General features: G+C 64.9%; 9 protein-coding genes and 2 pseudogenes. 5 read left to right on the top strand and 6 right to left on the bottom strand.

Annotated elements, in window-relative coordinates; translation table 11 throughout:
• The first annotated feature begins 14 nt into the window (after positions 1 to 14).
• Both FJ430_RS04405 and lpdA read left to right on the top strand, forming a co-directional pair.
• A complete protein-coding gene (locus tag FJ430_RS04405; RefSeq protein ID WP_140707370.1) occupies positions 15 to 1,325 on the top strand; it encodes a dihydrolipoamide acetyltransferase family protein in 1,311 nt (436 codons plus the stop codon).
• Positions 1,326 to 1,561: 236 nt separating this feature from the next.
• Positions 1,562 to 2,959, top strand: a complete 1,398-nt coding sequence (lpdA, locus tag FJ430_RS04410; RefSeq protein WP_140707368.1) for a dihydrolipoyl dehydrogenase — start codon at positions 1,562 to 1,564, stop codon at positions 2,957 to 2,959.
• Between the two features lie 81 nt (positions 2,960 to 3,040).
• Here lpdA and FJ430_RS04415 read toward each other — a convergent pair whose 3' ends face one another.
• Positions 3,041 to 4,144 (bottom strand): saccharopine dehydrogenase family protein, encoded by a 1,104-nt coding sequence (locus FJ430_RS04415; protein WP_140707366.1) that lies wholly within the window; start codon positions 4,142 to 4,144, stop codon positions 3,041 to 3,043.
• A 152-nt stretch (positions 4,145 to 4,296) separates the two neighbouring features.
• On the opposite strand from FJ430_RS04415, the pseudogene FJ430_RS04420 reads away from it, so the two are divergent.
• A pseudogene (locus tag FJ430_RS04420) lies at positions 4,297 to 4,714 on the top strand (Lrp/AsnC family transcriptional regulator).
• A 238-nt stretch (positions 4,715 to 4,952) separates the two neighbouring features.
• Positions 4,953 to 5,233, top strand: a pseudogene (locus FJ430_RS04425) (GIY-YIG nuclease family protein).
• Positions 5,234 to 5,521: 288 nt separating this feature from the next.
• Here the strand turns inward: FJ430_RS04425 and FJ430_RS04430 are convergent.
• The 5 genes from FJ430_RS04430 to FJ430_RS04450 all read right to left on the bottom strand — a co-directional run bounded on the left by FJ430_RS04430 (position 5,522) and on the right by FJ430_RS04450 (position 11,854).
• Positions 5,522 to 7,555 carry an aldo/keto reductase gene (locus FJ430_RS04430; protein WP_140707364.1) on the bottom strand — a complete coding sequence of 678 codons (2,034 nt, stop codon included), beginning with the start codon at positions 7,553 to 7,555 and terminating at the stop codon, positions 5,522 to 5,524.
• Positions 7,556 to 7,613: 58 nt separating this feature from the next.
• Positions 7,614 to 8,699 carry an ABC transporter ATP-binding protein gene (locus FJ430_RS04435; RefSeq protein ID WP_140707362.1) on the bottom strand — a complete coding sequence of 362 codons (1,086 nt, stop codon included), beginning with the start codon at positions 8,697 to 8,699 and terminating at the stop codon, positions 7,614 to 7,616.
• 11 nt (positions 8,700 to 8,710) lie between these two features.
• Positions 8,711 to 9,547, bottom strand: a complete 837-nt coding sequence (locus FJ430_RS04440; RefSeq protein WP_140707360.1) for a carbohydrate ABC transporter permease — start codon at positions 9,545 to 9,547, stop codon at positions 8,711 to 8,713.
• On the bottom strand, positions 9,544 to 10,404 hold the full coding sequence (locus FJ430_RS04445; RefSeq protein ID WP_140707358.1) for a carbohydrate ABC transporter permease: 861 nt from the start codon (positions 10,402 to 10,404) through the stop codon (positions 9,544 to 9,546). The genes FJ430_RS04440 and FJ430_RS04445 overlap by 4 nt, the downstream gene beginning before the upstream one ends.
• Before the next feature lie 181 nt (positions 10,405 to 10,585).
• Complete coding sequence (locus FJ430_RS04450) at positions 10,586 to 11,854, bottom strand: ABC transporter substrate-binding protein (protein WP_140707354.1); 1,269 nt, start codon at positions 11,852 to 11,854, stop codon at positions 10,586 to 10,588.
• Between the two features lie 106 nt (positions 11,855 to 11,960).
• On the opposite strand from FJ430_RS04450, the gene FJ430_RS04455 reads away from it, so the two are divergent.
• Positions 11,961 to 12,830, top strand: a complete 870-nt coding sequence (locus tag FJ430_RS04455) for a helix-turn-helix domain-containing protein (RefSeq protein WP_140707352.1) — start codon at positions 11,961 to 11,963, stop codon at positions 12,828 to 12,830.
• The last annotated feature ends 40 nt before the right edge of the window (positions 12,831 to 12,870 follow it).

The raw sequence follows: 12,870 nt of genomic DNA on the forward strand, positions 1-12,870 counted from the left end.
GCGGGGAGGCCTGGTTGGGCGAACATATCATCAAGCTGCCCGATGTCGGCGAAGGCGTCGCCGAGGCCGAGCTCGTCGAATGGCATGTCAAGGTCGGCGACCTCGTGCGCGAGGACACGGTCCTCGCCGCCGTCATGACCGACAAGGCGACCGTCGAGATTCCGTCGCCGGTCGATGGCGAAATCCTTTGGCTCGGCGCCGAGATCGGCGACACGGTGGCGATCGGCTCGCCGATCGTGCGGTTGAAGGTAGCCGGCGAGGGCAATGTGAATGCGGTCGGCGAGGCCCCATCCGGGGAGAAAGCGCCGGCTGAGCCGGCCGAGGCAAAGCCGGCGCCGGCCGCGCCGAAGGCGGCATCAAAGCCGACAGAGGCGCCGAAGACGACCGCCCCCGCGCCGAAGGCCACGCGCCCTGCCTCCGTTTCAGCCGCGCCGCGCGCGGAAGGCGAAAAGCCCTTGGCCTCGCCGGCCGTCCGGCTGCGCGCCAGGGAGGCCGGCATCGATCTGCGACAGGTCGCGGGCAGTGGTCCGGCGGGGCGCATCAGCCATGAGGACATCGATGCGTTCGTCGCGCGCGGCCCGCAACTGGCCCGCGCGACCGGGCTTGCCCGGAAGGACGGCGTCGAGGACACCAAGGTCGTCGGCCTCAGGCGCAAGATCGCCGAAAAGATGTCGCTGGCGAAATCGCGCATTCCGCATATCACTTATGTCGAGGAGATCGACGTCACCGCGTTGGAGGACTTGCGCGCCACCCTCAACAAGGAGAAACGCGGCGCCAAGGGGACGGAAAGGCCCAAGCTGACGCTGCTGCCTTTCCTGATGCGGGCGATGGTCAAGGCGATCGCCGAGCAGCCCAATCTCAACGCGCTGTTCGACGACGATGCCGGCATCATCCACCAGCACGAAGGCATCCATATCGGCATCGCCGCCCAGACGCCCAACGGGCTTGTGGTGCCGGTGATCAAGCATGCCGAGGCGCGCGATCTGTGGGACTGCGCTGTCGAGGTCAACCGGCTGGCCGACGCGGCGAAGTCCGGCACGGCGACGCGCGAGGAGCTTTCAGGCTCGACCATCACCATCACCTCGCTGGGCGCCATGGGTGGCGTCGCGACCACGCCGGTCATCAACTATCCGGAAGTGGCGATCATCGGCGTCAACAAGATAATGGTGCGGCCGGTATGGGACGGCACGCAGTTCATCCCGCGCAAGATGATGAACCTGTCGCCCAGCTTCGACCACCGCGTCATCGACGGCTGGGATGCCGCGGTGTTCGTGCAGCGGATCAAGGCGCTGCTCGAGACGCCGGCGCTGATCTTCGTGGATTAGGGCGAAACGACCGAGATGCCGGCGGGACAGCGCCCCCCTCTGCCTTGCCAGGCATCTCCCCCACGAGGGGGGAGATCAGACGTTGCCGCGGCTTTCGCCAATCTCCGACGCAGCAGGAATGGGCGGCGCTCCGAAGCTGCTGATCTGCCCCCTCGTGGGGGAGATGTCCGGCAGGACAGAGGGGGGCGCGAAGGATCGCGACCTATGTTCCCCAGGCCGCAACATAAGGTGCCATCATGAAAGAAATCTCCTGCAAGTTGCTGGTCATCGGCGCCGGTCCGGGCGGCTATGTCTGCGCCATCCGCGCCGGACAGCTCGGCGTCGACACGGTCATCGTCGAGGCAGGCAAGCCGGGCGGCACCTGCCTCAATGTCGGCTGCATCCCGTCCAAGGCGCTGATCCATGCGGCGGAAGAGTTCGAGAAGGTCGCGCATATGGCCGGCGGCAAGGATCCGCTGGGCATCAAGGTCGCCGCGCCGACGCTGGAACTCGCAAAAACCGTCGCCTGGAAGGACGGGATCGTTAGCCGGCTGAATAGCGGCGTTGCCGGATTGCTCAAGAAGGCCAAGGTCAAGACCGTGCAAGGCTGGGCGACGTTCCGGGACGGCAAGACGGTCGAGGTCGAGACCGAGACGGGCACGCAAGTGATCCGCGCCGAGACGGTGGTGATCGCCACCGGCTCGGCGCCGGTCGAATTGCCGTTCCTGCCTTTCGGCGGGCCGGTCATCTCGTCCACCGAGGCGCTGGCGCTGACCGACGTGCCGAAGAAGCTCGCGGTCGTCGGCGGCGGCTATATCGGGCTCGAGCTCGGCATGGCTTTCGCCAAGATGGGCGCCAAGGTCACCGTGGTCGAGGCCTTGCCGCGCGTGCTGGCGCAATATGATGCCGAGTTGACCCGGCCGGTGCTGAAGCGGCTCGGCGAGCTCGGCGTCGAGATGATTACAGGAGCAAAGGCGAACGGATTGTCGACCAAGGGCGACGCGCTGCTGGTCGAGACATCAGACGGCAAGAATGCCAAACTCACCGCCGACAGCATCCTGGTGACGGTCGGGCGCAAGCCGCTGACCGAGGGCTGGGGCCTGGAGCAGATCGACCTCGACAGGGCGGGAAAATTCATCCGCATCGACGACCAGTGCCGCACCTCGATGCGCGGCATTTTTGCCATCGGCGACGTCACCGGCGAGCCGATGCTGGCGCATCGCGCCATGGCGCAGGGCGAGATGGTGGCCGAGATCGTCGCCGGCCACAAAAGAAGCTGGGACAAGCGCGCCATTCCCGCGATCTGCTTCACCGATCCGGAGCTGGTCACCGTGGGCCTGTCACCGGAAGAGGCGAAGGCGCTCGCCGGCGAGGTCAAGATCGGCCAGTTCCCCTTCGCCGCCAACGGCCGGGCGATGACCAAGCAGGGCGAGGACGGTTTTGTGCGGGTCGTGGCGCGCGCGGACAACCACCTGGTGCTGGGCATCCAGGCGGTCGGGCAAGGCGTGTCGGAACTGGCGGCAGCCTTTGGTCTCGCGCTCGAGATGGGCGCGCGGCTGGAGGACGTCGCCGGCACGATCCATGCGCATCCGACGCAGGGCGAAGGTTTCCAAGAAGCGGCGCTGAAGGCGCTCGGCCACGCGCTGCATGTTTGAGTCCGGCGCCGGTCGACCCCCACTCCGTCGAGCTTCGCTCGACACCTCTCCCCCGATCGACGGGGGAGAGGAAAGGCGCCCTCAGCTCGCGAGCCGGCTCGCCATCTCGTGCTGGGCGTAGGCGCGGCCGAAGCGGTTGGCGAGGAAGGCGTCGAGGGCGATGTCTTCCTGGCGCACGAAACCCTTCGCCGGCAGCGAGCCGTCGGCCAGCATATCGAGCACGGCGCAGATGCCGGAAGCGGTGGTGATCTGGATGGCGCTGCGCACGATGTTGCCGACGCGCTTGGAATAGATCTTGTTGGCGTAGGTCTCCTGCAGCAGGCGGCCGTTGCGGCGGCCCGAGACGGTGACGAAGACGATGACCACGTCCTGCATCGTCGCCGGCAGGGCGCTTTCAAAGATGTCCTTCAGCACATCACGGCGATGGCGCAGCCCCAGATCGTTGAGCAGCGCCTTCATGATCGCGGCGTGGCCGGGGTAGCGGATAGTGCGGTAGTTCAGCGTGCGCACCTTGCCCTTCAGCGTCTCGGCGAGCGTGCCGAGGCCGCCGGAGGTGTTGAAGGCCTCGTAGGTAACGCCGTCGAGCGAGAATTCCTCGCGCTCCTCCAGCGGCGGCACTTCGATCAGCTCGCCCTCGACGATCGCCTCGCAGGGCTCGCAATATTCGTTGATGACGCCGTCGGTGCTCCAGGTCAGGTTGTAGTTCAGCGCGTTGGACGGATATTGCGGCAGCGCGCCGACGCGCATGCGCACGCTTTCCAGCGTGTCGAAGCGGCTGGCGAGATCGTTGGCGACGATCGAGATGAAGCCCGGCGCCAGGCCGCATTGCGGGATGAAGGCGTTTTTCGCCCCGCGCGCCAGCTCCTTCACCCGGCGGGTCGAGACCACGTCCTCGGTGAGATCGAGATAATGCACGCCGGTGGCGGCGGCCGCCTCGGCGATGCGGGTGGTGAGGTGGAAGGGCGCGGCGCTCAGCACGGCGAATTTGCCGGCAAGCACCTTTTCCAGCTCGCCCGCGGCGGCGATGTCGAGCTCCTGCGTCTCGACGCCGGCCGGCAGTTCGGCGGCGGCAAGCTGGGCGGCCGAGCGGTCGACGAGCGTGACGCGATAGTCGCCCGTGGCGCTCAGCATTTCGGCGATGGTCGAGCCGATCTTACCGGCGCCGACGACAACGATGTTCTTCATGATCAATATCCCCTGCCTATCCTGATTTGGGCCAATCCTGATTTGGCCAATTCGATTGGCGAGAATCTTCGCAACTTGCCTGTCGAAAGGAAGCGTGGAATCTGGCAATATGACGCCGAACTTCAAGCGATATGCCGAAAGGTTTCGTCGAAATGATCAGTGAAGCCGAACAAGCCCTGCTCACCCTGCTGCGCGCCAACGCCCGCGCCTCGACGGCTGAGCTGGCCAGACAGCTCGGCGTGTCGCGCACGACGGTGCAGAGCCGCATCGAGCGGCTGGAGCAGCGCGGCATCATCGCCGGCTATGGGGTGAGGCTGTCGCCCGACTATGAGCAAGGGCTGGTCAAGGCGCATGTGCTGCTCACCGTGACGCCGAAGCTCGCCGACAAGGTGGTGCGCAGCCTGGAAGCGATGGCGCCGGTCCGCACGGTGCATTCGGTGAGCGGCAATTTCGACATGATCGTCATCGTCGACGCGCCGTCGATCCGGGATCTCGACGCGCTGCTCGACAAGATCGGCGCGATAGCGGACCTCGTCGTCGATCATCCTGTCGACGCGGGTGGATCGGTAGCAACGCCTCAGATGTTCGCGGGGCGGCGAAGCTGCCGATCTTCCCCCTTGCGGGGGAGATGGCCGGCAGGCCAGAGGGGGTTCGCCTCCCGTAGAGCGCCGACGCCTCCTTCGTCATTCTAGGGCGGAGCAAGGAGCGAAGCGACGCGCGCAGACCCTAGAATCCATGCCGTGACATTAGCCATAGAATGCAGCGGCCCAGAATAGCCGTTGGTAGTAGCGCCAGGTAAGATCGCCACGTGACAGGCTACGTCTACATGACCGCGAGCCAGAAAGGCGGCACGATCTATATCGGCGTCACCAATGATCTTGCTCGTCGGATGCCCGAGCACAAGACCGGCCAAGGCTCCGGCTTCACCGGCCGTTACGGCGTGCAGCGTCTCGTCTGGTACGAAGAGCATTCACCGACGCCATCCAGCGTGAGACGTCATTGAAGCGCTGGCCACGCCAATGGAAGGTCGAATTGATCGAGAAGACCAATCCGGAATGGTTCGAGCTGTTTCGCGGAATTGGCTGGTGAGCGTTCTGGACCGTGGCGGCGCTCAACCGTCACGGCATGGATTCTAGGGTCTGCGCGCGTCGCTTCGCTCCTTGCTCCGCCCTAGAATGACGAAGGAGGCGCCGGCGCGAGGCCCCCCTCTCAAGGGGGGAGATTGGCAGCTTCGACGCTGGCACCTTTTCTGCAACATTGGTGATTGGCGAAAGCCGGCGTGACATCTGATCTCCCCCCTTGAGGGGGAGATGCCCGGCAGGGCAGAGAGGGGGGCGAAGGGACGCGACGTCCGTCATTTCGCTCGTGGTCTATCCCCTACGCCCTGCGCCTTTCCGGCCCCTCGTCCAGCCACGCCACATCCTCCGGCGTCAGCTTGATATCCAGCGCCTTGAGGCTGTCCTCCAACTCGTCCAGCGTGCGCGGGCCGATCAGCGGCACCGAGGGAAAGGGCTGCGCCAGCACGTAAGCCAGCGCGACATGGATCGGGCTCTTGCCGAGCTTTCGGGCCAGTTCGATGGCGCGGTCGCGGCGGCCGAAATTCTTTTCCGAATACCAGACCCGCACCAGCTCCTCGCTGTCATGCTTGTCGCGGCCGGCGCGGTCGGTGAAGAAGCCGCGGCCCTGGCTCGACCAGGCGAAGTTGGGCATCTGCCGCGCCGCCAGCCAGGCTTTCCAGGCGTCGGTCGACGAGGTGACGCAGCCGGCCCAGATCGGCTCCAGCATCTCGGCCAGCGAGAAATTGTTGGACAGCGCGCCGGGCTTCTGCCTGTCGTGCTTTTCGGCATAGGCAATCGCTTCATCCATGCGCTCCATCGTCCAGTTGGAGCCGCCGAACAGGCCGCGGATGCGGCCGGCCTTGGCCTCCGCGTCCATCGCATCGACGAATTCGCCGACCGGCACGTCCGGATTGTCGCGATGCATGAAATAGATGTCGACATGGTCGGTCTGCAGCCGGTCGAGCGACTGTGCCAGCTGCTTGCCGATGACGTCGGGATAGCAGAGCGGCGAATGCGCGCCCTTGGCGATGATCACCGATCGCGCACGCACGCCGCGATTGGCGAGCCATTGGCCAAGCAGCGTCTCGGTGTAGCCGGCGCCATAGACAAAGCCCGTATCGAACAGATTGCCGCCGGCCTCGAAATAGGCGTCGAGCAGGATCGAGCCGGAGGAGAAGCTGCGGAAATCCTCGAAGCCGAGCGCCAGCCGCGAGACGGGCATCGACAGGCCGGGAATGTCACGCTTGCCGATGGCGGCGCCGTTGGTGCTGAGCGGTCGGCCGGAAATGGTGTTGACACGCTTAGCGGGCTTCTCGATCTCGTATTCGAGCCCGACAGCGGCGCGCCATCTGTCGAGGACGCGCAGCGTGCCGAGGCTGTCGGCCCAGGACATGCCGGGCCAGGCGAATTCCTGCCGTCCGGCGAGGATCGCCTCGCCGGCGGCGTCGACCTCGAAGGAATAGAGGTGGCGGGTCTCGCCGAGGCTGATCACCTCGCGAGCGGCCCCGGACCGGATCACCTCGATCCGGCCCGGTCCGACATCGCGGTTGCCACCGGCGAACCAGAAATCGGGCACCTCGATGCGGCCCTTGGTGCCGAGGATACGCAGCACATTGTCCTGGTCGAGCGAGATGCTGCAGGAGATTTCGGCGACGATGCCGCCGGGAAAGTGCAGCAGCGCCGAGGCCCATTCGTCGACGCCGGACTGGCCGAGATGAGCGGTGCCCGTCACCTTGTCGGGCTCGAGGAAAGGCTGCCCCGCTGCAGCGCCCGCGATCAGCCGCGCCATCGACACCGGATAGCCGCCAACATCGAGGATGCCGCCGCCGGCGAGCTCGTTGGCGTAAAGCCGGTGCTCCGGCATGAAGCCCGGCATGGCGAAGCCGAAGCTCGACTTGATCATGCGCACCTCGCCGATGGCGCCGGACTTGATCAGCTCGACCAGCTGCAGCGTCTGCGGATGCAGCCGGTACATGAAGGCTTCGCCGAGGAAGGTGCCGGCCTTGCGCGCCGCATGCATCATGGCGTCGGCTTCGAAGGCGGTCAGGGCCAGCGGCTTTTCGCATAAGACATGCTTGCCGGCTTCGGCAGCCTTGATCGCCCATTCGGCATGACCGGGATGCGGGATCGAAATGTAGACGGCGTCGACGTCCTTGTCGGCAAGCAGCGCGTCATAGCCGTCGAGGATGCGTGCGCCCGGAAAGGTCTCGGCAAGGCCGGGCTTGGCGGGATTGCGGGCGCCGAGCGCGACCAGTTCGCCGGTGCGCGACCGCGCCACGCCGCCGGCAAAGGATTTGGCGATGCTGCCGGGCCCGAGGATGCCCCAGCGGATTTTCTTGGATGAGGATGTCATATCAAATACTCCATGGGTCGCCGCCACGCCTGGCATGCCGGCAAAGAAAACTTGCGGGTCAACGGATCCTTGCGCCCTTCTTGTCGAAGAGCAGCGCGCGTTCCGCCTTGATCGAGACCGTGAAATGATCGCCGCTGGCGCGCTGGCGCGAGGCCTCGCGCTCGACGATCAGCTCCTCCGGCCCGGCATTGGCGTAGACGTAGCTCACCGAGCCGAGATGCTCGGCGACGTCGGCCTTGACCGGTATGTCGCAATCGCCCTCGCCGGCCTCGAAGAAATGCTCCGGCCTGACGCCGAGCACGACCTCGGCATCAAGGGCGGGAAACGCTTCGGCGAGCGGTTTGCGTAACCGCGCGCCGCCATGATTGACGAGCTCGACGATTGCCGCGCTGTTGGAGATCTCCACGACCTTGGCGCTGAGGAAATTCATCTTCGGCGAGCCGATGAAGCCGGCTACGAAACGGTTTGCCGGGTCGTCATAAAGATCGAGCGGCGCGCCGATCTGCTCGACATTGCCGGCCTTCAGCACGACGATCCGGTCGGCCAGCGTCATCGCTTCGGTCTGGTCGTGCGTCACATAGATCATGGTGACGCCGAGCTCCTTGTGCAGGCGCGAGATCTCGACGCGCATCTGGACCCGGAGCTCGGCGTCGAGATTGGAGAGCGGTTCGTCGAAGAGGAAGACCTGCGGCTCGCGCACGATGGCGCGGCCGATGGCGACGCGCTGGCGCTGGCCGCCGGAGAGTTGCTTCGGCCGGCGTTGCATCAATTCGTCGATGCGCAGGATTTCGGCGGCTTTCCTGACCCGGCGCTCGGTGTCGGCCTTCGGGTTGCCGTTCATCCTGAGGCCGAAGGAGAGGTTCTGCTCGACCGTCATATGCGGGTAGAGCGCGTAGGACTGGAACACCATGGCGATGCCGCGCTCGGCCGGCTCGACATCGTTGATCACCTTGCCGCCGATGGCGATGTCGCCGCCGCTGATGTCCTCCAGCCCGGCGATCATCCTCAGAAGCGTGGACTTGCCGCAGCCGGAGGGGCCGACGAAGACGACGAACTCGCCGTCGGCGATGTCGATGTTGGCGCCGTGGACGACTTCGAAGACGCCGAAGCGTTTGACGACATTGGTGAGGGTGACGGCCGCCATTGCGCTCCTTCCTACTTGACCGCGCCGGCGGCGATGCCGGCGATGAAATGACGCTGCAACAGCACGAAGACAACGAGCATCGGCACCGTCAGCATGACGGCGCCGGCCATGATGCCGCCCCACGAAACCTTGGTCAGGCCGATCAGCGTGCCGAGCGCCACCGGTGCCGTCATCGCGCCCGGCTGGCTGTTGATCAGCAGCGGCCAGAGATAGTTGTTCCACGAGGCGAGGAAGAGAATGATCGCGAGCGCCGCGAGCATCGGGCGGGCCAGCGGCAGCGCCACGAACAGGAAGATGCGCCATTCCTTGACGCCCTCGACGCGCGCCGCGTCGAACAGCTCCGCCGGCATCATCGAGAAGGCCTGCCGCATGAAGAGCACGCCCAGCGAATTGAACAGTGGCGGCACGATCAGCGCGATCCAGGTGTTGGCCAGAGCGAAGTCGCGCGCCACCATGATGAATTGCGGGATGAGCACCACCGCGTAGGGCAGCGTGATGGTGCCGAAGATGATCGCCACCACCGCGCCCTTGCCGTGGAATTCGTAGCGCGCCAGCGCCCAGCCGGCCATCGAGGTGAGCAGCACCGAGAGGATCGTGTAGGTCACCGCGACCGAGACCGAGATGCCGATGGCGCCGATGAAATTGGTGTCACGCTGCAGGTTGGCGACATTGTCGAGGAAATTGTCGTGCGGCAGAAGCTCGATGCCGGGGCTGAAGATGCCGTTGTCGGGCATGGTGGAAAACACCACCATCATCCACAGCGGAAACAGCCAGACCAGCGCCAGCGGCGTCAGGAAAAGATGCAGCGCAATGACGCGCCCGAGCCTTGCTTGCGAGCGCGAGGTCATTTCGGCTCCCTCATCAGCCAGAGCTGCACCAGGGTGATGGCGATGGCCAGCCCGGCCATGGTGTAGGCGACGGCGGAAGCGTAGCCGAAATTGAGCGAGCGGAAGCCTTGGCGGTAGAGCAGCAGGCCGAGCGTCTCGGTGCCGCCGCCCGGTCCGCCGCGCTCGGTGATCAGGAACGGCTCGGTGAAGAGCTGCATGGTGCCGATGATCGACAGCACGGCGCAAAAGACGATGACCGGCTTCAGCAATGGCAAGGTGATGTAGAAGAATTGCTTCAGCCGGCTGACGCGGTCGAGTGTCGCCGCCTCGTAGACATCCTCGGGGATAGACTGCAGGCCGGCCAGGATGATGATGGCGTTGTAGCCGGCCCAGCGCCAGGTCACGGCGATCATGATCAGCGCCATGGCCGGCGTGACGTTGGAGAACCAGTCGATCTTGGGCAGGCCGACGCTGTTCAAGAGCTTGTTGACGATGCCGAAATCGAGGCTGAACATCAGCCGGAAGACGGCCGAATAGGCGACCTCACCGACCACCACCGGGGCGAAGAAGGCGAAGCGGTAGAGGCCGCGCGCCTTGAGCAGCGGCGAGTTCAGCAGCACCGCCATGACGATCGCCAGCGCAATCATCACCGGCACCTGGATGACCAGGATCAGCAGCGTGTTCTTCAGCGCATTGTAGAAGGCGGGGTCGCCGATCAGGCGGCCCCAGTTGAAGGCGGGCGCGAAGCGCCACGGCACGGTGCGCGTCGCCTGGAAGGAGATCAGGAAGGACGAGATGATCGGCCAAATCCAGAAGATGGCGAAGATCAAGAGGTAAGGCGTGAGGAAGCGGTACGCGGTGGCGTTCTGGGTGCGCATTTCGCTTCCTCCTTTCGTCTTTCTTTCCCTTCTCCCCTTGTGGGAGAAGGTGGCCGCGAAGCGGCCGGATGAGGGGTGTTCCAGCTTGGCAACGACGGCAATCCGTCCAACACCCCTCATCCGTCTTGGCGCTGCGCGCCAATCCACCTTCTCCCACAAGGGGAGAAGGTGAGGCGTCGCCCTACTTCACCGGCAAACCTGTCGCGGCGGCGATCTGCTTGGCGGCGTCGTCGAGCGCGGCCTTGGCGTCGGGATAGCCGTTGGCCAGGTATTTGGTCTGCACAGCGCGGACGATGATCTCGGCATCGCTCTGGAACTGCGTGCCGCGGCTCGGCACCACCTTGGGCAGCGTCGCCAGGATATCCTTCCACACCGCCTGGCCGCCCCAATAGGGCTGCGGCTGCGAGACGTAAGGATCGTCGAGCGCCGAGATCAGCGACGGCACCAGGCCGAAATCCTTCAGCATGGTGATCTGGCCGTCATTGGTCTCAAGCGTGTATTTCAGGTAGGCGTAGGCCGCTTCCTTGTTCTTTGAAGCCGAGGTGATGGCCAGGGACGAGCCGCCGAGATTGGCCGCGCGCGGGCCGTCGGCAGTCAGGCTCGGCATCAGGTAGACGCCCCACTTGCCGCTCTCCTTCGGCGATTCGGTGCGGATCGTGCCCTCATACCAGCCGCCATAGACCTGGCTGGCGACGGTGCCGGCGGTGTTGTTGGTGATCTTGGTCGACCAGTCCGCCGACGACACAATGCCGGCGTCCTTCATCTCCTTGACCTTGGTCATGGCGTCGACGCATTTCGGCTCGGCCACGGTGATCGACTGGCCATCCTCGGCGAAATAGGCGCAGCCCTGCTCGTTGGAGATCATGCGGAAGAATTCGGTGTCGCCGTTGAAATCGGCATTGGTCATCGACACGCCCGGATTGGCGTCCTGGATCTTCTTGCCGGCGGCGATGAAATCGTCCCAGGTCTTGATCGAGGCCGGGTCGACGCCTGCCTTCTCGTAGAAGTCGCGGCGGTAGAAGACGGCCACCGGGCCGGAATCCCAAGGCATCGCATAGGCCTTGTCGCCGACTTCGAGCTCGGTGCGCTTGAAGTCGGGGAATTTCTTCTGGTCTTCCGCCGTGTAACCCAGCGTGTGCAGGTCGACGAAGCAGTCCGGGAACTGGCTCCAGTAATTCTCCGCCTCGCCGTTCTCGATCGTGACGATATCGGGCAGGCCGACGCCGCCGGCGGCGCAGCCGGCGATCGATTTGTCATAGGTGGGCTGGTTGCCGAGATCCTGAACCGTGACCTTGATGTCGGGGTACTTCTTGTTGAAGCCCTCGACCGTCGCCTTCAACGACGAGGCGGCGATGTTCCAGCTCCAGATGGTGATCTCGCCGGACTGCGCCAGCGCCGGGCCGGAGCCCAGGGCAAGCATAAGCGCGGCGCAGGTCAGTGTAGTGCGCATTGAAATCCTCCCATTTCATTTGCTCTCTCACTGTGAGCGTGGCTAGACTATGCGGCGCGGAAGGCTTGTCGCCGTCAGAGGGAATAAGAAGTTGGCGGAAAGTAAGATGCCGGGGCGTCCATTCTACCAGCCTGGCGCGAGCAGCGTCGAAGGACTGCCGCTTGTTTTGCAGATGTTCCACAACCACCCGTTGGTGATGCTGAAGCCGCACTGGCACGCCCAGGTCGAGGTGAATTTCATCGTCCAGGGCTCTGTGCATTACCGCATGGCCGAGCACGAGATTGCGCTGTCGGCCGGCGAGATGTGCCTGTTCTGGGGCGGCCTGCCGCACCAGATGGACGACCTCTCCGACGACGCCGTCTATGCCGGCGCGCATCTGCCGCTGGTGCATTTCTTCCGCCTGCATCTGCCGGCCGATATACGCCATCGGCTGATGACCGGCGCGACCCTGGTGACCAACGCCACCGACCAGTCGGACAACGACAATTTCAGGCGCTGGAACGAATATGCGCGCTCGGGCGATCCGGCCAGAGCCGAGCACGCTGTCAACGAGTTGCTCTTGAGGCTCGAGCGGGTGCGCTTCGAGCCCTACCGCCTGGTGCCGGGAACGGCCTCCGGGCAAGGGGCGGGCAATCCCTTCGACCAGCAATCCTCGCGCAATGTCGGGCGCATGTGCGATTACATCGCCGAGAATTTCCTCTACGACATCGACTGCGTGACCATTGCCGCGGCCGCCGACATCCATCCCAAATACGCCATGAGCCTGTTCAAGAAATCGACCGGCATGACGCTCAACGAATATGTCAATCTGCTGCGCCTGAGCTACGCGCAGGCGCTGTTGATGCATGAGGACGCCAATGTGCTGAGGGTCGCCATGGAATCGGGCTTCGGTTCGCTCAGCGCCTTCAACAAATCCTTCCGCAAGCTCGCCGGCATGTCGCCTTCCGATTTCCGCCGGGCGGGCGCCGCGCGGTAGCATCGCCGAATGGCGTCGCCGGCAGGGAGAACCCTGCCGA

Source organism: Mesorhizobium sp. B2-8-5, assembly GCF_006440675.2.
In the GTDB taxonomy this organism is placed as follows: Bacteria; Pseudomonadota; Alphaproteobacteria; order Rhizobiales; family Rhizobiaceae; genus Mesorhizobium.